The sequence below is a fragment of the Marinobacter sp. genome (assembly GCF_039977835.1).
In the GTDB taxonomy this organism is placed as follows: Bacteria; Pseudomonadota; Gammaproteobacteria; order Pseudomonadales; family Oleiphilaceae; genus Marinobacter.
Genome location: NZ_JBDWCL010000048.1, coordinates 81,420 through 105,836, shown reverse-complemented (window position 1 = coordinate 105,836; position 24,417 = coordinate 81,420). Strand labels below are relative to the sequence as shown.

Below are 24,417 nucleotides of genomic sequence, written 5' to 3'. Positions count from 1 at the left end.
AACGCGGTGTCTGTTTGCCTAACTGATATTGCGGAGCCATGAGATGGCAGCTCAACTGTCCTTTAAAGAACTGAAAAAGAGTGTTGAAGACGGCACGATTGATACGGTCGTGGCAGCAATCCCGGATATGCAGGGTCGTCTCATGGGCAAGCGCTTCCAGGCCCAGTACTTTATAGACACTGCCTGGGAGGAAAGTCACTGCTGCAAGTACCTGGTGGCCACCGACCTGGAGATGACAACGGTGGAGAACTACGCCTCGACCAGTTGGGCGGCCGGTTACGGCGACTATGTGATGAAGCCGGATCTGACCACGCTGCGACGTTTGCCGTGGCTCGAGGGTACCGCCTTCATCCTGTGTGATCTGATTGACCACGTCACGCACGAGCCCGTTCCACACTCGCCCCGGGCGGTGCTGAAAAAACAACTGGAACGGCTGTCGGCCATGGGGCTACAGATGACCACGGCCACTGAACTGGAATTTTTCATCTTCCGGGAAACCTTCGAGGAAATGCAAAAGCGTCAGTATCACCACATGACGCCCATCAGCCCCTATAACGAGGATTATCACATCTTCCAGACCACCCGTGAGGAAGATGTGATGCGCCCGATTCGCAACGGGCTCTACCAGGCGGGCATCACGGTTGAGAGCAGCAAAGGTGAGGCCGACGCCGGGCAGGCCGAACTCAACATCCACTACTCCGACCCGCTCACCATGGCCGACACCCACGTTCTGGTGAAGAACGCCGTCAAGGAAATCGCGTGGCAGCACGGGCGCAGTGTGAGCTTCATGGCCAAGTGGAATCACAACGCCGCCGGGTCATCCAGCCATATCCACCAGGCCCTCTCGGACAGCAAGGGCAAATCGGTGTTCTACGACCCCAGTGGCGCCCATGGCATGTCCAGAACCATGGAGCATGCGTTGGCCGGGCTGCTGGAATACGCCAACGACACCACCTTCTTCCTCGCGCCCTACGTTAACTCGTACAAGCGATTTGCCGCCGGCACCTTCGCGCCGACCAGTACCGTCTGGTCCATCGACAACCGGACCGCTGGCTACCGGGTTGTTGCACCCAACACCGACGCCGTGCGGGTGGAGTGCCGCATCGGCGGTTCGGACCTCAATCCGTATCTGGCACTGGCGTCGCAGATTGCCGCCACCATCGCCGGCATCGAAGGCAAGCTCGAGCTGGAGCCGGAGTTTTCCGGCAATGCGTATGGCGCCGAGTCCGCGCGCAGTATTCCAGCCACATTGAGGGCAGCCACGGAGTCGTTACGCGGCTCGACCATGCTCCGGGAAGCCATGGGCAGCGAGGTCATTGATCACTATGTGCGCTGTGCGGAGTGGGAGCAGGAAGACTTTGATCGTGTGGTCACCGATTACGAAGTCAAACGTGGATTTGAGCAGGCGTAGGACACAGCTATGAGCACAACCATTCAATGCATATCACCCATCGACGGTTCCGTGTACGTGGAGCGCCCGACGCTCTCCCTGGAAGCCGCGCTGGAGGCCGTCGACAGGGCAAAAAGCGCCCAGTCCGAATGGGCCGCCCTGCCGCTGTCGGTTCGGATTCAGAGGGTCCGCAACGGCATCGCCCGTTTGGGTGAAATGAACGACGACATCGTTGAAAAGCTGGCCTGGCAGATGGGACGGCCCGTGCGCTACGGCGGCGAGTTCGGCGGTGTGGACGAGCGTGCCGGCATGATGGCCGATCTTGCGGAAGAAGGGCTGGCCCCCATCGAGATCGAAAACAGCGCTTCCTTCCATCGCTACATCCGGCGTGAACCCCATGGTGTCGTGCTTGTTGTTGCGCCCTGGAACTATCCGTACATGACCGCCGTCAATACGGTTGTCCCAGCGCTGATTGCCGGCAACGCGGTGTTTCTCAAACACGCCTCACAAACACCCCTGGTCGGTGAGCACATGGCTGAGGCGTTCCACGCCGCTGGCATCCCCAGCGAGATCTTCCAGAACGTGTTCCTGTCCCACGAGGCCACGTCCGCGCTGATCGCGGAAAAAGCCTTCGGTTTTGTGAATTTTACCGGTTCGGTAAACGGGGGGCGGGCCATCGAACGCGCCGCTGCCGGCACCTTTACCAGCGTCGGGTTGGAACTTGGCGGTAAGGACCCGGGTTATGTGATGGACGATGCGGATCTGGATGCCGCCGCGGAGACACTGATCGACGGTGCCATGTTCAATGCCGGTCAGTGCTGCTGCGGCATTGAGCGTATTTACGTCGCCGAGAACCTGTTTGAGGCGTTTGTTGAGAAAGCCGTTGCCATCGTCAGCGGCTACCGGCTTGGCAATCCGCTGGACAAGGCCACAACGCTCGGCCCGATGGCGCATGTCCGCTTTGCCGACCATGTCCGGGAGCAGACGGCAGAGGCCATTGCCAGCGGGGCCCGGGCCCTGATCGACCCCGAGCTCTTCCCTGATCAGGGCGGCGCCTATCTGATGCCGCAGATCCTTATTGATGTGGACCATTCCATGCGGGTCATGCGGGAGGAATCCTTTGGCCCGGTGGTCGGCATCATGAAAGTCAAAGACGACGCCGAGGCGGTCGCATTGATGAACGACAGCGAATTCGGCCTGACCGCATCCCTGTGGACCCGAGACATTGAACGTGCCACGAGGGTGGCCGATCAGATCGAAACCGGTACGGTGTTCATGAACCGTTGTGATTACCTGGACCCGGCGCTTTGCTGGACCGGCTGCAAGAACACCGGTCGCGGTGGCGGGCTTTCGATCATCGGCTACCACAACCTGACGCGTCCCAAATCGTACTACCTGAAAAAACCGGCAATCTGAAACCGGATCAACAGAACACCCGATTCTCTGACGAGGGGCTGACAATGACACTCTCCGCAAACTGGTCCTATCCCACGGATATTCGTTTTGGCGCCGGCCGCATTGCCGAACTCGGCGAATGCTGCAGGGAGGCAGGTATAACCCGGCCGTTACTGGTGACCGACCGAGGGTTGGCAAGCCTTCCCATCACCCAGAACACACTCGATTTAATGGAGCAGGCCGGCCTTGGACGAGCCATGTTTTCAGAGGTAGATCCCAACCCCACGGAAATCAACATGGAAGCGGGCCGGAAGGTCTACCTTGATGGCAACCATGACGGTGTGATCGCCTTCGGCGGAGGCTCGGGCCTGGACCTCGGAAAACTGCTGGCCTTCATGGCGGGCCAGACCCGGCCAGTGTGGGATTTTGAGGACATCGGTGACTGGTGGAAACGCGCGGATGCCGACGTAATTGCCCCCATCATCGCCGTGCCGACGACCGCTGGCACGGGGTCGGAGGTCGGCCGGGCCAGCGTCATCGTCAATAGCCAGACTCACGTCAAAAAGATCATCTTTCATCCGCGAATACTGCCGTCGATTGTGATCTCCGACCCAGAGCTGACCGTTGGAATGCCGCCGTTCATTACCGCGGGAACGGGCATGGATGCGTTTATCCACTGTTTTGAAGCCTTCTGTTCACCCAACTTTCACCCCATGAGCCAGGGCATTGCGCTGGAGGGCATGCGGCTGGTGAAGGAAAACCTTCCCCGGGTGTACGCGGATGCCGCCGATATCGAGGCGCGCGGGCACATGCTGGTCGCCGCCGCCATGGGAGCGGTGGCTTTCCAGAAAGGCCTGGGGGCGACCCACGCGGTGTCCCATTCGGTCGGGGCTATCTATAACACCCATCATGGCATGACCAACGCCGTGGTACTGCCGTCGGTCATCACCATGAACCGGCCGGCGATCAAAAACCGGGTCGACGATATTACCCGCTACCTGCGCATTGCCAATGGCTTTGACGGGTTCACCCGGTTCATCATGACGTTGCGGGAATCGCTTGGTGTTCCCGAGCGCTTGAGGGATATGGGTGTGGGGACGGATCGCATTGAGGAAATGATCGGAATGGCCCTTGAGGACCCCAGTGCCGGTGGCAACCCGGTGCGTATGACTGCGGAAAACACGCGAGCTTTGTTTGAAGCCTGCATCTGATTAAATTATTGTCGGTTCTGGTTAAAACTCACGCCAAAAGGAATCCAAATGGCAACCACCCAGGACACCCACAGCAAATTCATCGGCTACCTGCTCTGGATCTTCGGATTCCTGGGCTCTCACCGGTTCTACTACGGCAAGCCGATCACCGGCACCATCTGGTTCTTTACGCTGGGGCTGCTGTTTATCGGCTGGATCATCGACCTGTTCCTGATACCGGCGATGGATCGGGAAGCGGACATACGGTTTGAGGCCGGTGAGGTGAGTTACAACATCAGCTGGATTCTGCTGACGTTCCTGGGTGTTTTTGGTCTCCACCGAATGTACATGGGCAAGTGGGTCACCGGGATTATCTACCTGCTAACCGGCGGCCTGTTCCTGGTCGGGGTGCTGTATGATTTCTGGACCCTGAACAGCCAGATCTCCGAACGCAACCGCGAAATGAGGTTCGGTTAAACCTCAAAGCCCGGCTGCGCTTTCCAGTTCAGTCAGGCCTTCTTCCAGGTAATCCAGCATCCGCTGCAGGCTGGGCAGGGTTCGGCGGCAGCCGATCAGGCCGAACTCTATCTGGTCGCAGTAGCTGGTCAGAGTCATGTTCAGGGCGATCCGGTCCATGGCGATGGATACCGGATAGATCCCTTCCAGTTTCGCACCGTTCCAGTAACTGGGCTCTTTGGGCCCGGGCACATTCGAAATCACCACATTGAAGGTCTGCCACTTCGGCGCAAGACCAGTCAGCAGGTTGAAACCCGCCGGTGCCAATAGCAGTGCGGTGTAGTTCAGTATCTCCTCGGGGGACATGTTTGCATAGCGCTCCTTGGAGGCCTTCACGTCTTCATGGATATAGCGCAACCGCTCGGCGGCATCGTTCAGGTGGGTGCCCAGTGAGGCCAGGATGATGCCCACCTGGTTGCCGCCGGAACTGTCGTCCTTACGCAGGGAAACCGGAACCATGGCCACCAGGGGTTTCTCTGGTAACGCGTCCTGATTCATCAGGTAGGTGCGCAGCGCCGTGGCGCACATCGCCATGACCACATCATTGACGGTTGCCCCATAAGCCTCGCATACAGTCTTGATGCGCTTCAGGCAATAGGACTGGGCCGCGAAGCGGCGTGAGCCGGTGATCTTGTCATTCAGGACGCATTGAGGGGCGTGGAAAATGGAATCGTAGGCGGGGTCCTTTCGCGCCCGGTTGACGGTGCCCAGCAACGCTCTGGTCACGGCCGGCACTGTGCCGAGCTGTTTGCCGGATTCACCGAGCAAATGGGCTACGTTGTGCCACATGGACGGGCCGTTGTCGTCGGCGCTATTCCGGCTGCGAAGGGGCAGAGCCCAGATCGGGGGCATGCCCCGTTGCTCCGGGTCCCGGGACAGCATGCGCTGGAACAGTCGCATGGCGGACACGCCGTCTACCAGGGAGTGGTGTACCTTGATGTAGACAGCGAATTGCCGGTCTTTCATTCCTTCAATGAGGTGAAACTCCCACATCGGCCGTTCCCGGTCCATCAGGTGGCTGTGTTCTGCGGAGACAAACGCCAGTAACTCCCGAATGCGGCCAGGGGTAGGCAGGGCTTCAAAGCGGAAATGGTGCTCAAGGTCCAGGTGCTCATCCTCCACCCAGACCGGCTGGCCAAACCGGTTTTTCAGGCGCCGGTCAAACGGGGGAGTCACTGTGCACTGTTCCCGCAACTGGTCCGCCAGTCGTGCGACGTAGTCATCCGGTGCACCTTCGGGGAAAGAGAACAGCTGCAGGCCGCCAACGTGCATGGGTTGCTGGCGTTTTTCCAGCCACAGAAACACCTGGTCTATCGGGCTCAGTGGTTTCACAGTGCGAATCTCGAATGGTTCTGGTTGTTGTGGGGCCCACAGTGTTGCAGCATTTGAGGGGCGGGGGAAGTGCCGGTTGCTGGCCGAAAAGGCCTGAAGGCCGCGCGCCGGCAAGTCTGTCCGGCGTTTCAGGACGTAGGTTCAGAACAACGTCGGGAGACAGAGCTCATCGATACAGCGGTGCTGGAACCAAGGGGACATTCAGTGAGACCAATCGTCAGACGACTGGGCTTCGTGGCCGGGTTGTGGTGTTTTGCGCTTTCGCTGGTCCAGGCGCAGGCCCGTCCCGGGGTTGAACTGGAGCGGGTGGAAACCTCCGACATCATCAGTGAGGTCAGCCTCAACGGCACTGTGAACGCTCTGCGCACTTCCCGGCTGTCCACTGCGGTGGCGGGAACTGTTGACGAGGTACAGGTTGAAACGGGGGACAGGGTTGCCCGGGGCGATCTGTTGATTGGTCTCGATGATGAGCAGGCCGGGTTCGAGCTGGAAAGCGCCCGCGCGGATGCATCAGAAGCCCGTGTGCGGTTGGAAGAGGCAAAACGTCGGCTGGCGGAGGCCCGTTCGGTGGGAGCGGGCCGAAACATCGCGGCAACCGAAGTCAGTGCCCGTGAGAGCGAAGTGGCCGCCACTGAAGCCGCTCTTGCCCGCCTGCGTGCTGAAGAGAAGCGGCGTCAGGTCGTACTTGACCGTCATCGTATTGAGGCGCCGTTCGATGGCGTCGTGAGTACCCGTACCAGTGACCTGGGAGAGTGGGTGACTCCCGGTGATGAACTGCTGACCCTGGTGGATATTACCAACCTCAGGCTGGATTTCCGCGTGCCCCAGGATTACTACCAGCGCATCACCGACGATTCCGAACTGCTGGTGCACTCCAGCGGCCCGGGCCGGGGCTCTGTGCCGGTGACCATCGAGTCCCTGGTGCCGGTCAGCGATCCCAATGCCAGAACCTTCCTGTTGCGGGCCACCGGGCCGGAGAAGCTTGGCGTACTGCCCGGTATGGCTGTACAGGCAACGCTGCGGGTGTCCACGGGCGAACAGGGACTTACCGTATCCCGCGATGCCATCAACCGCTATCCCGACGGCCGCGTCACGGTTTGGATTGCAGAGCCGGCTGAGGAAGACCTCTACGAAGTACGGGAGAAACGGGTGGAGGTAGGCTCCGGTTTCGACAACCGCATGCAGATACTCAGTGGCCTCCAGGGCGACGAACAGGTGGTGATCCGCGGAAATGAGTCCCTGGAGGACGGGGCACGGGTGAGGCTGGCTGAGCGGGGATCGCGCTGATGTTTGCCGGCGTCATTCGCTACGGCACCCTGGTGACCGTCGTCACGCTGATTATAGCCGTTATCGGTGCAGCAGCGGCGCTGCGAATCCCCGTGCAGATGATTCCGGATCTGGAAACCCGCACAATCACCGTGGAAACCCGGTGGCCGGGAGCCACGCCCCAGGATATCGAGAAGGAGATTCTGATTGAGCAGGAGCGGTACCTCCGCAATGTGCCGAACCTGAGTGAGATGGTTTCCAGCGCCGCAAGCGGTTTCGCCGAGATAGAGCTGGAGTTCCCTTTTGGCGTTGATATTACCGAAACCCTGATTCAGGTGAATAATGCCCTCAGTCAGGTTTCCAACTACCCGGTCAACGTCGATGAGCCGCGAATTGTGGCGGCGTCCTTTTCCTCCAATGCCTTCATGTACTTCCGGGTCTCGACATTGCCGGACAACCCCCGGGAGCTGGACATCGACCTGATGCGCGACTTCGTGGAGGACCGTGTCCGCCCCCGCATGGAAAGCGTGCGCGGCGTTTCGGAAGTGTCCGTGGGCGGCGGTGCCGACCGTCAGATGCAGATCACCGTGGATGAAGCAAAACTGGCCCAGCGTGGCCTGAGCCTGCTGGACCTGCGGGACGCCATCACCAGCCGTAACCGGGATGTTTCCGGGGGTGAAGTGGACGCCGGTAAGCGCCGATACCTGCTGCGCACGGTCGGGCGATTCCGTGACATTGAAGAGCTGCGTAACCTGGTGGTTTCCCGCACCGGCGACAGTGTCATCAGGCTGTCCGACGTTGCGAACGTTCGCCAGGACCACTCCCGTATACGGGAACTGTCCTACATCAACGGCCAGAGGGTGCTGGGCCTTCAGGTACGGCGGGAAAGCGGTTCCAACGTTATCGACATCAAGCGGGAGATGCTGGAGGAAGTAGAGAACCTTAACACGGAAGTGCTGGAACCGGAGGGCCTGCAGCTGGCCCTGACTGCCGACGATGCCCGCTACGTGGAAGCCTCGGTTGCCAACGTCTGGACCAACCTGGGCATTGGTGCGGTGTTTGCCACCCTGGTGATGTTCCTGTTCCTGCGGTCGTCCCGGGCCACCTTTGTCGGAGTGGTGGGCATCCCGCTATGTGCCATCGCGGCGTTCCTGGGGCTGATGATCACCGGCCGTACCATCAACGTGATCTCACTGGCTGGCGTTGCCTTCGCCATCGGCATGACGGTGGACAACAGCATCGTGGTGCTGGAGAACATCGAGCGCCACCGCCGCCTGGGGCTGGACAGGTTCGAGTCGGCGTTGAAGGGGGTGCAGGAGGTATGGCCGGCGGTGCTGGCTTCCACCATGACCACCATCCTGGTGTTCCTGCCGATCCTTTTTATCGAGGAAGAAGCCGGCCAGCTCTACTCCGATGTGGCCATTGCTATTTCGGCGGCAATCTTTGCCTCCATGCTGGTGGCGGTGACCGTGATTCCCATGCTGAGCGCGCGGCTGGATTTCGGCATCCGCGAAACCGATACCGATCAATTCGGCAATACCGTATCCGGTGGCTGGGCCGGTGCCATCGTCGGTGCCGTGCGACGTATGGTCAGCGGGCCGGTGCGGCGGGGGGTGGTCATTCTGGGCACTGTCGCACTGAGCTTCTGGATTATCCTGTTCCTCACCCCCGCGGCGGAATATCTGCCCGAAGGGGAGGAGCCGAAAACCTTTGCTTCCATGAACGCCCCGCCGGGCTACAACCTCGCCGAGATGGAGAGCATCGCCAAGCAGGTGGAAGACCACTTCCTGCCCCATGTGCAGGCAGATCCTGAAGCCTATGAAAGCGGAGAGACCCCGATACCGCCGCTGGCGTACCTGAACATGCAAGTGAGCCCCACGAACGTGCGGATCATCGCGGAAACGGTTAACGCCCGCCACATTGAAGCACTGATGGATCAGATCACCGGGTTTTATGAACAGTTTCCCGGCATGCGTGCGTTTGCCGCCAAGGGCTCCATTATTTCCAGCAACGATGGTGGCACCCGCAGTATCAATCTCGATATCTCCGGGCCGGATCTGGTTTCCATCTACGAAGTCGCCAACATCGCTTACGGCCGTGCGCGGGAGATTTTTGATAACCCCCGCATCCAGACCCAACCCGCTACCCTCTCGCTGGCCCAGCCACTGATCCAGGTGCAGCCGGACTGGGATCGGGCGGCGGAGCTGGGTCTTGATACCGAGGCGATAGGTTTCACAGTGGCGTCTCTGACAGAAGGTTCCTATGTGGACGACTTTTTCCTGGATGACGACAAGATCGATATTTATATCTACGGCAGCGAGGGCCGGAACCCGAGCCTTGACGAGCTTCCGGATGTGATGGTGCATACGCCCCAGGGCGCAACCCTGCCGTTGTCGAGCCTGGCGACCATTGAGGAAACGGTGGACACCAGCACAGTCCGGCGGCTGGATGGCCGCCGCACGGTGACCCTCAACGTGATTCCACCCGACGATGTGCCGCTGGAGGCCGGTGTTGAACGGGTACGGACTGAACTCCTGGGCACCATGCGCGACAGCGGCGAGTTGCCCACAGGCGTGTCCATCAACATCTCCGGTGCCAGCGACCAGCTCAACGCCACCCGCGATGCCCTGACTGGCAATTTCATTATTGCGGTGGTAATCGTCTACCTGCTGCTGGTGGCCATCTTTGCCCACTGGGGGTTTCCGCTACTGATACTCACAGCGATTCCGCTGGGTATTGCCGGCGGTATAGTCGGGTTGGCTTTAATGAACCTGGTGGGAGGTTTACTGCCAAAAATCGGCCTGCTGCCCCTGAGCCAGCCTTTCGACATGATCACTATGCTGGGCTTTCTGATCCTGATGGGAACGGTGGTGAACAACCCGATTCTGGTAGTGGAACAGGCAAGGCAGAACCTGCGACACAAAAATGTATCCGTGGTGGATGCGGTGGTCGGCGCGGTAGAAACCCGCCTGCGGCCTATTGCCATGACTACCCTGACCACCATTTGCGGCCTGTCACCGCTGGTCTTCCTGCCGGGCGAAGGCACCGAGCTCTATCGTGGCGTGGGTGCCATCGTTCTGTTCGGGCTGGCTGGTGCGGCGACGGTGACTGTTACCTTTTTGCCGGCTCTTACCGTATCCGTACTTGGGTGGCGTCGTCGGCGCTCTGCCGTCTAGCTTGGGGGGAGTCGCCACTTCGGGGGGTAGGGGTATTTTTTCTTTGGGAAAAAGAACTCGCTGCGCTCAGACACCTTTTTCCTGGCAGAAAAAATACCCCTACCCCCCAAATCGGCTTTTTGCACCTCTGCGACAGCCTGCTTTCAGTACTCGGTGATGAGCGGTTACGCTGCTACTGATTCTTTGTTGGTCGCCGGAATCTCTACCCGGACGTTGTTGCCATCCAGCAGGACCGGGTAGGTTTTAACGGTTACGCCCTCGTCCTCCAGGCACTGACCTGTCTGCAGATTGAAGTGCTGCTTATATAGCGGTGAAGCCACCACCGATTGCCCTTTCAAATCACCGGTAATGCCCCGCGCCAGCACGTTCTTACCGGTAAACGGATCGGTATGGCTGACAGCAAACAACGCAGGTAGCCGATGCGGCAAATAAAAAACCGCCACCGGCCCATCCTCCGTCCAGACCGCAACACCGGACTCCGGCACAAGGTCATCAACGGTACAAACAACGTCCCAGGAAGTGCGTCCTCTCATAACGTTCTCCAATTTCAATCTGGTTTATTCAAAATGTTGATGTGAGCCCTGCAGCGACAATGACCAGCTATCATCCGCTACTGGATAAGTCTTTAAACTGCGACAACTGGTGCCCAGATGAGCGTGGGGGGGCGAAATTTTTTCCGCCAGGAAAAGATGTCTGAGCGAAGCGAGTTCTTTTCCCAAGGAAAAATATTTCGCACCCCCGCGCTCCGCCCCCGAGTCATCAATCTTAAGCAGGCTCCACCTCACCCACAGGCCGCCTCTGATCCCGCTCAGTAGTCCATTGTTGAACTGGATCTTTCTTGGACGGCGCATTAACAAACTCCCGGAAGCGCTTCCGCTTCTCAGGATCCTCCACCGCCGTCTTCCACTCGCACTGATAGGTATCCACCAGATCCGCCATGTGCTGCTCAAGCTCGCCGCAGATACCCAGGCTGTCCTCCAGAACCACCTGTTTCAGGTAGTCCAGGCCGCCTTCAAGGTTCTCCATCCACACACTGGTACGCTGCAGGCGGTCGGCGGTGCGCACGTAGAACATCACCACCCGGTCAATCGTGCGGATCAGTTCCTCATCGGATAGATCAGTGGCGAACAGGTCGCCATGGCGCGGGCGCATGCCGCCGTTGCCGCACACGTACAGGTTCCAGCCATTTTCGGTGGCGATCACCCCGAAGTCCTTACTCTGGGCTTCCGCGCATTCACGGGTGCAGCCGGAAACCGCCATCTTCACCTTGTGGGGCGCGCGAAGTCCCTTGTAGCGGTTCTCCAGGGTGATCGCCATCCCTACGCTGTCCTGCACGCCATAACGGCACCAGGTGTTGCCCACGCACGATTTCACCGTGCGCAGGGACTTGCCGTAGGCGTGGCCGGTTTCGAAACCGGCGGCGATAAGTTTTTCCCAGATGTCCGGCAGCTCGCTCAGGGTGGCGCCGAACAGGTCCACCCGCTGGCCGCCGGTGATCTTGGTGTACAGGTTGTATTCCTTGGCCACTTCACCCAATACAATCAGCTTGTCGGGGGTGATTTCACCACCGGGAATGCGCGGCACGATGGAATAGGTGCCGTTCTTCTGCATGTTGGCCATGAAAGTGTCGTTGGTGTCCTGAAGCGGCACATGGTCGGTGGCCAGGATGTGCTCGTTCCAGCAGGTGGCCAGGATGGAAGCCACAGCCGGCTTGCAGATGTCGCACCCATGGCCCTTGCCATGGTCCTGGATCAGGGTCCGGAAGGTGCGGATGCCGTTCACCTTGACGATATTGAACAGGTCCTGACGGCTGTACGGGAAGTGCTCGCAGATGTCCTTGCTCACTTCCACGCCGCGTTTTTCAAGTTCGCTGTCCACCACGTTCTTCAGCAAGGCGGCGCAACCGCCGCAGCCGGTACTGGCCTTGGTCTCGGCCTTGACTGAACCCAGGTCACTGCAGCCGGCATCAATCACGCCGCAGATATCGCCCTTGGACACGTTGTGGCAGGAACAGATCGAGGCCGTTTCCGGCAGGGCGTCCGGGCCCAGAGTCGGGGCGCCGCCCTGGCTTTCCGGTAGAATCAGGGTTTCAGGATTCTCTGGCAGTTCGATGCCGTTGAGGGCGTATTGCAGCAGAGTGTCGTAGTGGCTGTTGTCGCCGACCAGGATGGCGCCCAGCAGTTTCTTGCCGTCCTCGCTGATCACCATGCGGCGGTAGTGGCCGGCCTGCTCGTCGTTGAAGCGGATGTTGCGGGCACCCGGTGTTGTGGCGTGGGCATCGCCGATCGAGCCCACGTCCACGCCCAGCAACTTGAGCTTGGTGCTCATATCGGCGCCGGTGAACGCCGCTTCGGTGTCACCGTTCAGAACCGAGGCCAGGGTGCGGGCCATGGTGTAGCCCGGCGCCACCAGGCCGAAAATCTTCTCGCTCCACAAGGCACACTCGCCGATGGCGTGGATGTGCGGGTCCGAGGTGGTGCACTGGTCGTTGATGACGATGCCACCACGCTCACCCATGGCCAGGTCGCTGGAACGGGCCAGTGCGTCCTGGGGACGGATACCGGCGGAGAACACGATCAGGTCCGTTTCCAGGTGAGTGTCGTCACTGAAGTTCATTCGCAGGCGGGCGTCTTCGCCTTCGATGATCTCGGTGGTGGCTTTCTCGGTGTGGACCTGCACGCCCAGTTCTTCAATTTTACGCTTGAGCAGAGCGCCGCCATCGCTGTCGAGCTGCACCGGCATCAGGCGGGGTGCAAACTCCACCACGTGGGCTTCCAGGCCCAGGCTCTTTAGGGCATTGGCCGCTTCCAGGCCCAGCAGGCCGCCACCGACCACCACGCCGGTTTTGGCACCGTCAGCGCTGGCGCGGATGCTGTCCAGGTCTTCCAGGGTTCGGTACACCAGGCAGTGGGGGTGCTCGTTGCCCTTGATCGGGGGGACAAACGGGTAGGAGCCGGTGGCCAGCACCAGTTCGTCGTAGCCGTAGTCACCCATCGGTGTGGTGATGGTCTGGTTGTCGCGGTCGATACCGGTCACCTGTTCGCCCAGGCGCAGGTCGATGTTGTTTTCCGCGTACCAGTCGGCGGTGCCCATGGCCAGGTCGGCGTGGGTGGAGCCGCCGAAATATTCGGACAGGTGAACCCGGTCATACGCCAGCAACGTCTCTTCGCCAAATACCTTGATGTCGAAGTCCGCTGCAGCGGGCGTTGCTACCAGTTGCTCCAGGAAATGGTGGCCGACCATGCCGTTGCCAATCACGATCAGGGTTTTCTTGCTCATGGTAATTCCTCTCTCTGTTCCCGGCCGCCTTACGCGGCTTCGCAGTAGTGCTTGCCAAAGGCCAGTTGGGCCCGGTAGGGGCTGATGTCATCGGCCTGTTGAATGCGTTCGCTGTACCAGGAGCCGTCGCTGGTTTCGCCAAATAACACGGCACCAGTCAGGCGCTGGTCGCGGACCAGAAGGCGGCAATAGCGATTGGTTTCGTAGTCCTGCCAGACCACGGATTCGGTATCCGCGTCCGCTTCGGTCTGGCCGCAGGAAAAAATGGGAATGCCGCTGATCTTCAGGCGTGTGGCAATAATGGATGGCTCAAAGGCAGCCTGGCTTTCCGGTTCGCATAACACCTGTGCCAGTACATCCGCCTGTTGATAACCCGGCTCCACCAGCCCGAAGGTCTGGTTCCCGACCTGGCAGCATTCGCCCAACGCATGTATGTGGGGATCACTGGTCTGCAGTTGCGCGTTCACCCGGATGGCTCTGTCACAGTCCAGGCCGGCCTCCCGTGCCAGTTCCGTGTTCGGGGTAATACCGGCGGCAATCACCACCAGGTCGGTACTGATCAGGGTTTCGTCATCCAGTTGCACTGCACGTACCAGATTGCGGCCAAGTAGCGCTACCGGAGAGGTATTGGTGCGAATGGACAGTCCGCGGTCAGTCAGGGCACCTTCCAACAACGCGCCACTGGCGCGGTCGAGCTGCCGGTTCAACAGGTGGTTGCTGCGGTGCAGTACGGTGACTGCCATGCCGCGGCAGCGAAGTCCTTCGGCTGCCTCCAGCCCAAGGAATCCGCCGCCGATAACCACAGCCCTGCGATGTCGCTGGCTGATGTTGATGAGTCTGCGGGTATCCTGCAGGTCGCGGAAACCCATCACGCCTTCCAGGTGCTCGCCCTCCAGGCCCAGGCTGGCGGAGCGGGAACCGGTTGCCAGAACCAGGCGGGCATAGGGCTGGATCACCCCGCTCTCGGTGCTGACGGTTTTTTCCGCGCGGTTGATGGCAACAACCGGATCGCCCTGGTGCACTTCGATGTTGTGGTGGCGATACCAGTCGGGTTGTTGCAGTTGCAGGCTGTTCTCGTTGGCCTCGCCCGCCAGCACAGCGGAAAGCTGGATGCGATTGTAGGCCGGCGTTGCTTCGCCGTTGAACACCACAATCCGCGCGAAAGGGTTTTGCGGTTGCTCAACCAGCTGTTCGAGCAGACGCTGGGCCACCATGCCGTGCCCGCAGATAACGAGAGTCCGTCCTGTTGCTGCTCTCACGATCGCCATCCCCTTCTCCTTCCAAACAAAAAAAGCCGGAGCATCTGATCCCCGAAGGGACTCGATGGTCCGGCGCCAATGCCAACAACAATGATCTGATGGTCCGGCCGATCCGTGGCCGGGACATTCGTCCCTATCTGAGTAATAGCGAAGGCCGTGCCAACATGATTATTCCTTTATTTACAGAATGTTACCGCTATCGGCGTTAAGGCGGACCCGAAATCCGTGCGCCTTGACAGGGCGACGTGCACCGTATGAGTGCTTTCAGGCGATGCGCCGAACCGGGCTTTCGGAACGGTCGTTGTCCACGTCCGGCGAGTCAGTATCCTGCCCGGAGGCTTTGGCCCTGGCGGTTGGCTCATCCTGCTTATCCTCTCCCTTGCCGGGGAAACGCTGCTTCTCGTAAAGGAAGGACAGCACCGCCTGGCGATAGCGCACATACTCGGGGTGATCGGCCAGGGTGACCCGGTTGCGAGGCCTCTCCAGTTCAATGTGCAATTCCTCGCCGATGGTGGCCGACGGTCCATTGGTCATCATCACGATCCGGTCCGACAACAACACCGCCTCGTCCACATCGTGTGTAATCGTGATCACTGTGCTGTTCAGGTCCTGCTGGATTTTCATCAGTGAATCCTGAAGATGGGCCCGGGTCAGTGCATCCAGCGCCCCGAACGGTTCGTCCATCAACAGCACGCTGGGTTTCATCGCCAGCGCCCGCGCAATACCCACCCGCTGTGCCATACCGCCGGAGATCTCTCCGGGGCGTTTATCAAGTGCGTGGTCCATGTTGACCAGCCTGAGGTTGTGGAGAATCCATTCCTTCCGCTCCGCCTTGCTCATGGATTTGCGGAATACCTGCTGCACAGCCAGTTCAACGTTCTCATAAACCGTCAGCCAGGGCATCAACGAGTGATTCTGGAACACCACTGCCCGTTCCGGCCCCGGTGTGTTCACCTCATGCCCGTCCAACACACAGCCACCACGGGTGGCCTGTAGTAAACCGGCCACGATGTTGAGCACCGTCGATTTGCCGCAGCCGGAATGGCCAATCAGTGAAACGAATTCCCCTTTGCGGATCTTCAGGTCAACGTTTTCCAGCGCGACGAATGGCCCATCCTTGGTGTCAAAGGCCATCTGTACATTGGTCAATTCGAGGTGTGACTTACTCATGTTTTTTCTCCTCTTGTTTCGGAGTACGAGCTGGCAGGGAGGGTGGTCGGGGGCACGCTGTAAATACGTCCCTGTACGCTCGACAAAAACATCCCTGTTTTTGACGTCCCCGGACCACCCTCCCTGCCAGCTCTATGCCTAGTACTATTCGTTCCACGCCACTTTTTTCTGGATCACCAGCATAATTCGGTCTAGCAGAAACCCTATGAATCCGATTGCCAGTACAGCCACCATTATTCGGCTCAGGGACTGACTGCTGCCGTTCTGGAATTCGTCCCAGACGAACTTGCCCAGGCCAGGACTCTGGGCAAGCATCTCAGCCGCTATCAGCACCATCCATGCGATGCCCAGGGATACTCGCAGTCCGGTGAAGATCATGGGTACGGAAGAAGGCAGCACTACCTTTCGCACATGGGTCCAGAACGAAAGACGGAGCACCTTGGAAACATTCAACAGATCGGGGGTAACTGCTGACACCCCCACACTGGTGTTGATCAACGTGGGCCAGAGACTGCACAGGGTGACGGTGATCATCGACGTCAGGAACGACTTCTCGAACAGGGGGTCGTCGCTGACGTAGGTGGCGGAGACCACCATGGTGACCAGTGGCAGCCAGGCCAGCGGTGATACCGGTTTGAAGATCTGGATCAGCGGGTTCACTGCGGCCGAGAAGTGGCTATTCAGGCCGATGATGACGCCAAGTGGTACAGCGATGATGGTGGCCAGCACAAAACCGGCCAGTACGGTGCCCAGGCTGGTGAAGATCTGGTCGATAAACGTGGGCGCGCCGGGGTAGTCGCGAATCTTCACTTCCGCGACCGGGTTTTCCGCCAGAATGCGTTCGTTACGCTCCTCCTGCATGGTAACGAACTGGGCCGCCCGATCCCGCTGGTTGCTGTGCTCCTGCCACAGCTGGCCGGACTGTTCCATTACATCCGCCGGCCCCGGGAAGGCGCCCAGCGACGTCTGCACCTGGGGCGCGGCGAGGTGCCAGAAACCCAGGAACAGCGCGATACCGATGGCCGGTAGCAACAGCTGGCGGCCGGTTTCGGCCAGGTTCTGGCCGGACAGTTTTTCAGTCAGCGCACGAAGCCAGCGTTGGCCATGTGATAATGAGTCGGTCTGGCTGAGCGTTGTCATGTGATATCTCCTGACACTCAATGCTTAAGGGGTTTGCGAGCCTTTCAGGCCAATCTCAAAGCTGTCGATGTAGGCGTTCGGCTCCCTTGGGGTGAAGGCCACGCCGTCGATCAGCTCGCCCTGGTGCGGGCGGGTGAAGTTTTCTGCGTCCAGGTCCGGGAAATCCTCTGCACTAAGGGTGCCATCGTCGATGAGCGAGCGGGCGGCTTCCTTGTAGATGGCGGCACGGTAGACCCTGGCTGCCGTTTCCATATACCAGTCGTCGGATTTTGGCTCCGGGATCTGGCCCCAGCGGCGCATCTGGCTCAGGTACCAGATGGCATCGGAGGGATAGGGATAGGTGGCGTAATAGCGGAAGAACACGTTGAAGTCCGGTACTTCCCGTACATCGCCCTTCTCGTATTCGAAGGTGCCGGTCATGGAGTTGGCGATCACTTCTTCATCGGCACCGACATAGTTCGAACGGGACAGGATCTTTACCGCTTCCTCGCGATTGGCGTTGTCGTTCTCATCCAGCCAGTGGGCCGCGCGAATCAGCGCCCGCAACAGCCTCAGGTGGGTGTTGGGGTATTTCTCGGCCCAGGCTTCAGTTACCCCGAACACTTTCTCCGGGTTGTTGGGCCAGATTTCGTAATCGGTGATCACCGGCACACCAATACCCTTGAACACCGCCTGCTGGTTCCAGGGTTCACCCACGCAATAGCCCTGGATGGTGCCGGCCTCCATGGTGGCCGGCATTTGCGGTGGCGGCGTGACGGACAGGTGTACGTCTGCGTTGATCGTTCCGCTGGTGTCTCCCCGTTGCGGGGCGTAGAGACCGGGGTTCAGACCACCGGCTGCCAGCCAGTAGCGCAGCTCGTAGTTGTGGGTGGAGACCGGGAAAACCATGCCCATGCGAAAGCGGTCACCTTCGTCACGGTACTGTTCAATAACCGGCTTCAGGGCAGCGGCACTGATGGGGTGGGCAGGCTTCCCTTCCGCATTCCTGTCGATGTGTGGTGTCATTTGTTCCCAGACATCGTTGGAAACGGTGATACCGTTACCGTTCAGGTCCATGCTGAACGCCGTGATGATGTCAGCCTGGGTGCCATAGCCGATGGTGGCTCCCAGTGGCTGGCCCGCGAGCATGTGAGCGCCGTCAAGGGTACCGGTTACTACGCCGTCCAGAAGCACTTTCCAGTTGGCTTGGGCTTCCAGTTCCACGAACAGGCCTTCGTCCATAAAAAAGCCCTGCTCCCAGGCAATAGCCAGGGGCGCCATATCGGTCAGCTTGATGAACCCGAGCCGTAAGTCGGGCTTCTCCGGCGGGCCAATCTCGGCCAGCGCTGAACTGGTTCCTGCCAGTATCAGTAAGGTGGCTGCCAGTGTTTTCAGTTGCATAATGTTCTCCCGGTGTTTATTCCAGGCAAAAAAAAGCCTGCCCCCCGTTACCGGGGTGCAGGCGTCAATGCCTGATATTTTCAAGTGTCCATGACTGCCGAATGGCCGTGCAGTAAATACAAGATCGTCTGTACTCTGTTAAGCAGATGGCATGCCAGTTCTTCAAGGCATTGAAAATAAAGAATTAGTCTATCTCCCGGGTGTCAGTTTCCCGGTTCCGGTGGCTGTTTTAGTGCGCGGCGCCTCATTGTTGGGCGGGCCGGGATGGTCGTGGTTCTCTGCCATCCAGTCGTGGAGGTGTTCGCCCAGAAGCTTGTCGCTGGCAACGTCAACGGGGCCATAACGGCCGGAAAGCGTGAAGGGAAGCCGGTGCCGCCCTTCCATTTTGCTGTCGATAACCGGTGTGTCGATCCCCATGGAAGCGGCTGCGTCCCTGAACAGGTCAGGGCGCACCACCTGGCGCAACATTGCACCACTGACGGGGCCGAGCTGCCCCCGGAGTGTCAGCCGCGAGGCAAGCCAGTGGGCCTGGGACAACCAGGGAAAATTGGCGGAGCGGCGGAAGAAGTGTTGTTCCAGTCGCGGGTGGAAAAGGCTGTAGGGATGGTTGTCCAGGGCATTGATCTGCTCGCCGAGGTATTCAGGTTTCGCCAGAATCTCCCTTAGCAGACGATGGTTATGGGGGGTGTCCAGCCACCGACAGGCCGCAAGCAAGGCGCGCAACAGGTGCCGGTACATCACGCCGTGCTGCGACATCCAGTCAGCGCGCATCCCCAGGACTTTTTCCGGTGCGTTCTGCCATATCTGGTGACCGGAATGGAGGATGTGCCCCAGCTTCTCGTACTCCAGCAGGCTGTTCCAGGGTTCGCCAACGCAACAACCCTCAATAGTATTCGAACGGAAGGCGTCGACCATCTGAATCGGCGATACCGGGGTAATCTGGATATGATGGTCCGCATCCGGGCCGGCGAAAGCCAGCCAGTCACGAAGCTGGAGGTCGTGGCTGGACCAGGGCGCAACGGAGGCCAGTTGTATTGGCTTGCCTCGCTGTTTTGCCAGGCTGATCAGTGCCCGCGCCGTGGCAATGGGATTGTCCAGGCCTGTTGCCGACCGGAGCAGTTCGTTAAAAAGCCGGTTGCCAAGGGTGATGCCGTTACCGTTGCGGCTCAACACCATGCCTACCACGACAGGTACCTTTGGCCGGTCACTGGCCAGGGACATGCTCAGGGGCATGGGGGCCAGCATATGGCCGCCGTCAACAAGTCCGAAAGTGACCTTGTCCCGAAGGGAAGCCCAGGAGCCCTCCCGCACCAGTTCGACATCCAGCCCCTCAGCATCGAAAAGCCCGAGTTCACGGGCAACAATCAGCGGCGCGCTGTCCAGTAGCGGCACAAAGCCCAGCCGAACGTGGAATCCGGGATGTCTGTGGAGTGGTGTGGGTTGAACCATTGCTTCTCCGTCTGGCGTGACCGCTACGAGGCTTTCCGGATTGGCCCGTCCGGCCCATGGTTGCGCCTTTCGATCAGGGCAATCACACGATGCGCCATGACTGCCAGGCGTTCGCTGTGCTCCATGGCGGAACTGCGCAGCATACGATAGGCGGTTTCTTCATCGCAGCTCTCATGCCGCATGATGAGACCCTTGGCTTTTTCGATCGTCTTGCGATCGTGCAGCGCTGAGCGGGTTTCCTCCAGCTCTGTGCGCAACGCCTGAAAGGATTCGAACTGCGCTACCGCCGAGTCGATAATAGAGCGAACCCGTTCCGGCTGTATGCCATCCACTACGTAGGCGCTGACTCCCGCCTTTACGGCTGCGTGAATGGTGGCGCGGTCTCCGGGCTGATCGGCAAAAAAGACGATGGGTCGTGGGGCATGGATGTTGAGAGTGCTCATGTTTTCGAGGGTGTCGCGGTCCGGTGAATCCATGTCAATGATGACCATGTCCGGCTGGTCCCGGGCCACGGCTGCCGTGAGGCCGGTGGCATCCGGGCGCTGGCGGATCACTTCATGGCCTTCATGCTGGAGTGCGGCACACACCTGGCTTGCCCGTTCGGGGTCGTTGTCGATCAGGAGGATACGAAGGGGGTCCGGCGAATTCATGGTGGATTCCTCAACTGAAAAGTCGTTGACTGCAAATGGCTGATCATTCGGCGAAGTGGTCGCCGCCTTGTGCAGATGTAAAAGCAATAAATCTGCCAGAGTCCGGCAAGGACCCTGGCGTGGGGGCCTGGGCAGATCCTGCCAATCTTTTTTAGGCGTCTCTGAATAAAACATTGCGCGGTCGTTGGGCATTTTCGGCGGTTTTGCACCGTTTTGAGTCTGAAATGCCCTGTTGATGACTTGCTCGCACAGGCACAAATGCTGGCGGCGATAGATTCTGCTAATGATGGCCCTGGATTTGCACATGCGCATAAGCATTACGTGAGGACACCGGGCCGACGCAGCCCCGGTGAATAATTCTGGCAAAGAGGCCCGCATGCCCGGTCTGTTCCACAACAGATCGGCATTGCGGGTTTTTGTGTTTGCAATGCTCAGGAGATATCAGTGAACTCGCTGAAAACCGGTAACCCATCTGTGCGCACTACCTGTCCCTATTGCGGCGTCGGGTGTGGCGTTATGGCGAACCCTGACACCCGCATGCCGGTAGCCGGAGATGCCGGCCATCCCGCCAACCATGGACGGTTGTGTGTAAAGGGAGCCAGCTTGCACGAGACCACCGGCGTGGAAGGAAGGTTGCTGTATCCGGTTGTCAGAGGGCGGAAGTCTGACTGGGGCACGGCGCTTGGTGAAGTGGCTGGAGCCATCCGCGACAGCATGGAAGCATACGGGCCGGAGTCCGTGGCCTTCTACCTGTCCGGGCAGTTGCTGACGGAAGACTACTACGTGGCAAACAAACTGGCCAAGGGCTTTGTACGCACACCGAACGTGGATACCAACTCCCGCCTTTGCATGTCCTCGGCGGTGGCGGCCCACAAGCGGGCCTTCGGTGCCGATGTGGTGCCCGGCTGCTATGAAGACCTGGAGCTGGCAGACCTGCTGGTGCTGGCCGGCAGCAACGCGGCCTGGGCCCACCCGGTACTTTACCAGCGCATGAAAGCCGCTTCCGGGGAGGGACGTCGGGTAGTGGTCATCGACCCCCGGCGCACCGCTACCAGCGAGATTGCGGACCTGCACCTGGCGCTGCGCCCGGGCACCGATACGATCCTGTTCAATGGGTTGCTGGTCTGGCTGTCGGATAATAACGGGTTGGAGCAGGCCTATATCGAGCATCATTGCCAGGGGTTTGAGGAAGCCCTGGCAAGTGCGCGGGTAGCCGCGCCGGACCTGGTGTCAGTGGCCGAACAATGCGATCTGAGTCCGGACGACGTGGAAACCTTCTATTGCTGGTTTGCAGTGACACCACGCACGGTTACCGGCTTCTCCCAGGGAATTAACCAGTCCATCGCCGGCACCGACAAGGGCAATGCCATCATCAACTGCCATCTGGCCACAGGTCGTATCGGGAAGCCCGGTGCGGGCCCCTTTTCCCTGACCGGCCAGCCCAATGCCATGGGAGGACGGGAAGTGGGTGGTCTTGCCAACACACTGGCTGCTCACATGGATTATGAGAGCCCTGGTGCAAAATCGAGAGTGAGTGAGTTCTGGGGAACCACCGGGGTGGCTGACGGGCCCGGGCTGAAGGCCGTGGACATGTTTGAGGCGGTTCACCGGGGCGATATCCGGGTGATCTGGATCATGGGCACAAACCCGGCGGTCAGCCTGCCGGATTCGGCCCGGGTCCGGGAAGCGCTGGCACGCTGCCCCACAGTGATCGTATCCGACTGCATGACCCGGACAGACACCACCGCCTATGCCGACATCCTGCTTCCCGCCGCAGGCTGGGGCGAAAAGGATGGCACGGTAACCAACTCGGAACGGCGCATTTCACGACAGCGATGTTTCCTGCCCCTGCCTGCAGAGGTAAAACCGGACTGGTGGATAATGAGCGCGGTGGCGGACAAACTGGGCTTCGGAGAAGCCTTTGGCTATCGGAAGCCAGCAGACATATTTCGCGAGCACGCGGCTCTTTCCGCCCATGAGAACCAAGGTGAGCGCATATTCAATCTTGCTGGCCTGGCAGGCCTGACTGATCATGATTACGAGGCCCTGGAACCAATCCAGTGGCCTGTGATGAAAGACGCTGGTGCATCCCGCTCGACAAGACTGTTTGCAGATGGTCGTTTCGTAACCGACAACCATCGGGCCCGACTCGTCGCTATTAACACCGTATTACCGCGACAGAAAACCTGCGACGACTATCCCATGGTGGTTAATACCGGTCGTATCCGGGACCAGTGGCACACCATGACCCGAACTGCCAGCGCCCCGCGATTGCTGGCCCACCGTTCGGAGCCGTTTGTTGACGTGCATCCCCGGGACATCGCCAGGCTGAATCTGGTGGAAGGGCATCTCGCCCGGTTGACCCTGGAAAGCGAGCAGTTTGTGGGGCGGGTACGACGCTGTGCTGAACAGCGACCAGGGGAGGTTTTCATTCCCATTCACTGGAACCGTCAGTTCGCCTCCAATGGCGTGGCTACCGTGCTGACCGAGCCTGTAGCGGATCCGGTTTCCGGCCAGCCCGAAGCAAAACATGGCCACGCTGCCATCACTCCATTCCGTGCCGGCTGGCACGGGCGGTTGCTGGTTCGATGTGGTCGCCCCCGACGCTGGCACTCAGACTACTGGTGCCATGTTCCGCTTAATCACTGTGACAGTTGGTGGGTCGCCGGCCTGCAGCCGGTTCAGTGGCTGGATGCAATGGCTGACTGGCTTGGCGGGGGTGCTCATCTGGTGATGGCTGATCCGGCCCAGGGGTGTTTCCGTGCCGCCCGTATCGTCAACGGTCAGTTGGAGGCGGTGCTGATGGTGGATAACGAACCTGCGAGAATTCCCGATGCGGGCTGGCTTGATGACTGTTTTTCCGAGCCGGTGCTGTTGGAATCCAGCCGTCGCGCCCTGCTGGCCGCCCGGGACGTGAATGTGGAGGACCCGGGCGCGATCGTCTGCACTTGCTTTCAGGTGGGTGAGCGCCAGATCGGAGCCGCCATAGCTGGCGGTGCGGAATCAGTGGCTGCGCTTGGAGAGCAGCTTCGTTGCGGGACCAACTGTGGCTCCTGTATTCCGGAACTCCGCCACCTGGTTGAAGCCTCAGTCAGCGAGAGCCTGTAGCAGTACCACTGGCACCCGGTACCGTAAGCCGCGGCATGGGCCGGTACCCTCTACCGTACAGGTTTTCCGGTTTACCCGGATAATCGTGCCCTGCAGTTGTCGTTTGCCGGCACCAAAGCCCACGGCGTCTCCCACAGTCCATCTGGCCATTAACCGGCGGGTATCCGGTGCCGGTATCGTCTCATCCGGTACAGGCGTGCCCGCATGCTTTGCCAGCTCCGCCAGATGTTGCCTGGCAGCCTCTGCACCACCGCTGCTGTGGAGCTCATCCAGTATGCGGTAGAAATGCCGGTTATGAACGGAGCCTCGATAGCGCTGGCCGGATACATGCTGGAGCAGGTGAGCAAACTCGTGGCAACAGGTGTGGGCCAGCAGATTCAGCGTGGTGACTTCGCCGTTGAAATATCGGCGCTGACGTATCTCCCGCCCGGAAAGCCAGCCGGCGACCGCATCAGGCTGGTGCTTTGAGATGATCATGCGTTTGCCGTAGGTGATCTGGTGCTGTTTAAGGCGCGGGTCAAAACGGTGATAGGTCGCCTGGCCGGAGCCGACCCGGCATAGCAGGGTTGTGGCCGGTGCCTGCTTCTGGACCCAGCTTTTTGCAGGGGACCAGAGAATTGCGCTGGTGGTCTCGCACATCAGCTCGCCCAACCGGTGGGCTCCAGAGGGATCAATAGTCATTGGTCAGACGCAGGCAGCAGGAGGGAAGAACAATCA

General features: G+C 59.8%; 17 protein-coding genes. 7 read left to right on the top strand and 10 right to left on the bottom strand.

What is annotated here, in order from left to right:
* Positions 1-43: 43 nt before the first annotated feature.
* From ABJM11_RS15055 to ABJM11_RS15040, 4 genes are read left to right on the top strand one after another with little or no spacing between them, the layout of a single operon-like run.
* Positions 44-1,411, top strand: coding sequence for a glutamine synthetase family protein (locus tag ABJM11_RS15055; RefSeq protein WP_348293246.1), 1,368 nt, complete (start codon positions 44-46; stop codon positions 1,409-1,411).
* A gap of 9 nt (positions 1,412-1,420) precedes the next feature.
* A complete protein-coding gene (locus ABJM11_RS15050; protein WP_348293244.1) occupies positions 1,421-2,806 on the top strand; it encodes an aldehyde dehydrogenase family protein in 1,386 nt (461 codons plus the stop codon).
* Positions 2,807-2,850: 44 nt separating this feature from the next.
* Positions 2,851-3,996 (top strand): iron-containing alcohol dehydrogenase, encoded by a 1,146-nt coding sequence (locus tag ABJM11_RS15045; protein ID WP_348293242.1) that lies wholly within the window; start codon positions 2,851-2,853, stop codon positions 3,994-3,996.
* 48 nt (positions 3,997-4,044) lie between these two features.
* Positions 4,045-4,452, top strand: coding sequence for a TM2 domain-containing protein (locus ABJM11_RS15040; RefSeq protein WP_348293240.1), 408 nt, complete (start codon positions 4,045-4,047; stop codon positions 4,450-4,452).
* 3 nt (positions 4,453-4,455) lie between these two features.
* Here the strand turns inward: ABJM11_RS15040 and ABJM11_RS15035 are convergent, their stop codons facing one another.
* Positions 4,456-5,823: a wax ester/triacylglycerol synthase family O-acyltransferase gene (locus ABJM11_RS15035; RefSeq protein ID WP_348293239.1), complete on the bottom strand. Its 1,368-nt coding sequence runs from the start codon at positions 5,821-5,823 to the stop codon at positions 4,456-4,458.
* Between the two features lie 204 nt (positions 5,824-6,027).
* On the opposite strand from ABJM11_RS15035, the gene ABJM11_RS15030 reads away from it, so the two are divergent.
* Both ABJM11_RS15030 and ABJM11_RS15025 read left to right on the top strand, forming a co-directional pair.
* Entirely contained in the window at positions 6,028-7,110 is a 1,083-nt protein-coding gene (locus ABJM11_RS15030; protein ID WP_348293238.1) for an efflux RND transporter periplasmic adaptor subunit, read from the top strand.
* On the top strand, positions 7,110-10,265 hold the full coding sequence (locus ABJM11_RS15025) for an efflux RND transporter permease subunit (protein ID WP_348293237.1): 3,156 nt from the start codon (positions 7,110-7,112) through the stop codon (positions 10,263-10,265). Before ABJM11_RS15030 ends, ABJM11_RS15025 begins: the two co-directional genes overlap by 1 nt.
* A 164-nt stretch (positions 10,266-10,429) precedes the next feature.
* On the opposite strand, the gene nirD is transcribed toward ABJM11_RS15025, so the two are convergent.
* The 8 genes from nirD to ABJM11_RS14985 form a co-directional block, all read right to left on the bottom strand.
* A complete protein-coding gene (gene nirD / locus ABJM11_RS15020; RefSeq protein ID WP_348293236.1) occupies positions 10,430-10,798 on the bottom strand; it encodes a nitrite reductase small subunit NirD in 369 nt (122 codons plus the stop codon).
* 232 nt (positions 10,799-11,030) lie between these two features.
* A complete protein-coding gene (gene nirB, locus ABJM11_RS15015; RefSeq protein WP_348293235.1) occupies positions 11,031-13,544 on the bottom strand; it encodes a nitrite reductase large subunit NirB in 2,514 nt (837 codons plus the stop codon).
* A gap of 29 nt (positions 13,545-13,573) precedes the next feature.
* Positions 13,574-14,812: an FAD-dependent oxidoreductase gene (locus ABJM11_RS15010; RefSeq protein WP_348293234.1), complete on the bottom strand. Its 1,239-nt coding sequence runs from the start codon at positions 14,810-14,812 to the stop codon at positions 13,574-13,576.
* Between the two features lie 255 nt (positions 14,813-15,067).
* Positions 15,068-15,937: an ABC transporter ATP-binding protein gene (locus ABJM11_RS15005; protein WP_348293325.1), complete on the bottom strand. Its 870-nt coding sequence runs from the start codon at positions 15,935-15,937 to the stop codon at positions 15,068-15,070.
* A 180-nt stretch (positions 15,938-16,117) separates the two neighbouring features.
* Complete coding sequence (locus tag ABJM11_RS15000) at positions 16,118-17,113, bottom strand: ABC transporter permease (RefSeq protein WP_348293233.1); 996 nt, start codon at positions 17,111-17,113, stop codon at positions 16,118-16,120.
* Between the two features lie 24 nt (positions 17,114-17,137).
* Complete coding sequence (locus ABJM11_RS14995; RefSeq protein WP_348293232.1) at positions 17,138-18,493, bottom strand: CmpA/NrtA family ABC transporter substrate-binding protein; 1,356 nt, start codon at positions 18,491-18,493, stop codon at positions 17,138-17,140.
* A gap of 189 nt (positions 18,494-18,682) precedes the next feature.
* On the bottom strand, positions 18,683-19,942 hold the full coding sequence (locus tag ABJM11_RS14990) for a CmpA/NrtA family ABC transporter substrate-binding protein (protein ID WP_348293230.1): 1,260 nt from the start codon (positions 19,940-19,942) through the stop codon (positions 18,683-18,685).
* Positions 19,943-19,965: 23 nt separating this feature from the next.
* Complete coding sequence (locus ABJM11_RS14985) at positions 19,966-20,592, bottom strand: ANTAR domain-containing protein (protein ID WP_348293229.1); 627 nt, start codon at positions 20,590-20,592, stop codon at positions 19,966-19,968.
* Positions 20,593-21,036: 444 nt separating this feature from the next.
* Here ABJM11_RS14985 and ABJM11_RS14980 point away from each other — a divergent pair, with 444 nt between their 5' ends.
* Entirely contained in the window at positions 21,037-23,700 is a 2,664-nt protein-coding gene (locus tag ABJM11_RS14980; RefSeq protein ID WP_348293228.1) for a molybdopterin-dependent oxidoreductase, read from the top strand.
* On the opposite strand, the gene ABJM11_RS14975 is transcribed toward ABJM11_RS14980, so the two are convergent.
* Positions 23,680-24,381, bottom strand: coding sequence for a hypothetical protein (locus ABJM11_RS14975; RefSeq protein WP_348293226.1), 702 nt, complete (start codon positions 24,379-24,381; stop codon positions 23,680-23,682). The two genes, ABJM11_RS14980 and ABJM11_RS14975, sit on opposite strands and share 21 nt — an antisense overlap.
* Positions 24,382-24,417: the final 36 nt, after the last annotated feature.

What these genes read in the sequence shown, in the direction of transcription:
- ABJM11_RS15055 (WP_348293246.1), top strand. Translation starts at nt 44, where the DNA reads ATGGCAGCTCAACTGTCCTTTAAAGAACTGAAAAAGAGTGTTGAAGAC.
- ABJM11_RS15050 (WP_348293244.1), top strand. Translation starts at nt 1,421, where the DNA reads ATGAGCACAACCATTCAATGCATATCACCCATCGACGGTTCCGTGTAC.
- ABJM11_RS15045 (WP_348293242.1), top strand. Translation starts at nt 2,851, where the DNA reads ATGACACTCTCCGCAAACTGGTCCTATCCCACGGATATTCGTTTTGGC.
- ABJM11_RS15040 (WP_348293240.1), top strand. Translation starts at nt 4,045, where the DNA reads ATGGCAACCACCCAGGACACCCACAGCAAATTCATCGGCTACCTGCTC.
- ABJM11_RS15025 (WP_348293237.1), top strand. Translation starts at nt 7,110, where the DNA reads ATGTTTGCCGGCGTCATTCGCTACGGCACCCTGGTGACCGTCGTCACG.
- nirD (WP_348293236.1), bottom strand. Translation starts at nt 10,798, where the DNA reads ATGAGAGGACGCACTTCCTGGGACGTTGTTTGTACCGTTGATGACCTT.
- nirB (WP_348293235.1), bottom strand. Translation starts at nt 13,544, where the DNA reads ATGAGCAAGAAAACCCTGATCGTGATTGGCAACGGCATGGTCGGCCAC.
- ABJM11_RS15010 (WP_348293234.1), bottom strand. Translation starts at nt 14,812, where the DNA reads ATGGCGATCGTGAGAGCAGCAACAGGACGGACTCTCGTTATCTGCGGG.
- ABJM11_RS15005 (WP_348293325.1), bottom strand. Translation starts at nt 15,937, where the DNA reads ATGGCCTTTGACACCAAGGATGGGCCATTCGTCGCGCTGGAAAACGTT.
- ABJM11_RS15000 (WP_348293233.1), bottom strand. Translation starts at nt 17,113, where the DNA reads ATGACAACGCTCAGCCAGACCGACTCATTATCACATGGCCAACGCTGG.
- ABJM11_RS14995 (WP_348293232.1), bottom strand. Translation starts at nt 18,493, where the DNA reads ATGCAACTGAAAACACTGGCAGCCACCTTACTGATACTGGCAGGAACC.
- ABJM11_RS14990 (WP_348293230.1), bottom strand. Translation starts at nt 19,942, where the DNA reads ATGGTTCAACCCACACCACTCCACAGACATCCCGGATTCCACGTTCGG.
- ABJM11_RS14985 (WP_348293229.1), bottom strand. Translation starts at nt 20,592, where the DNA reads ATGAATTCGCCGGACCCCCTTCGTATCCTCCTGATCGACAACGACCCC.
- ABJM11_RS14975 (WP_348293226.1), bottom strand. Translation starts at nt 24,381, where the DNA reads ATGACTATTGATCCCTCTGGAGCCCACCGGTTGGGCGAGCTGATGTGC.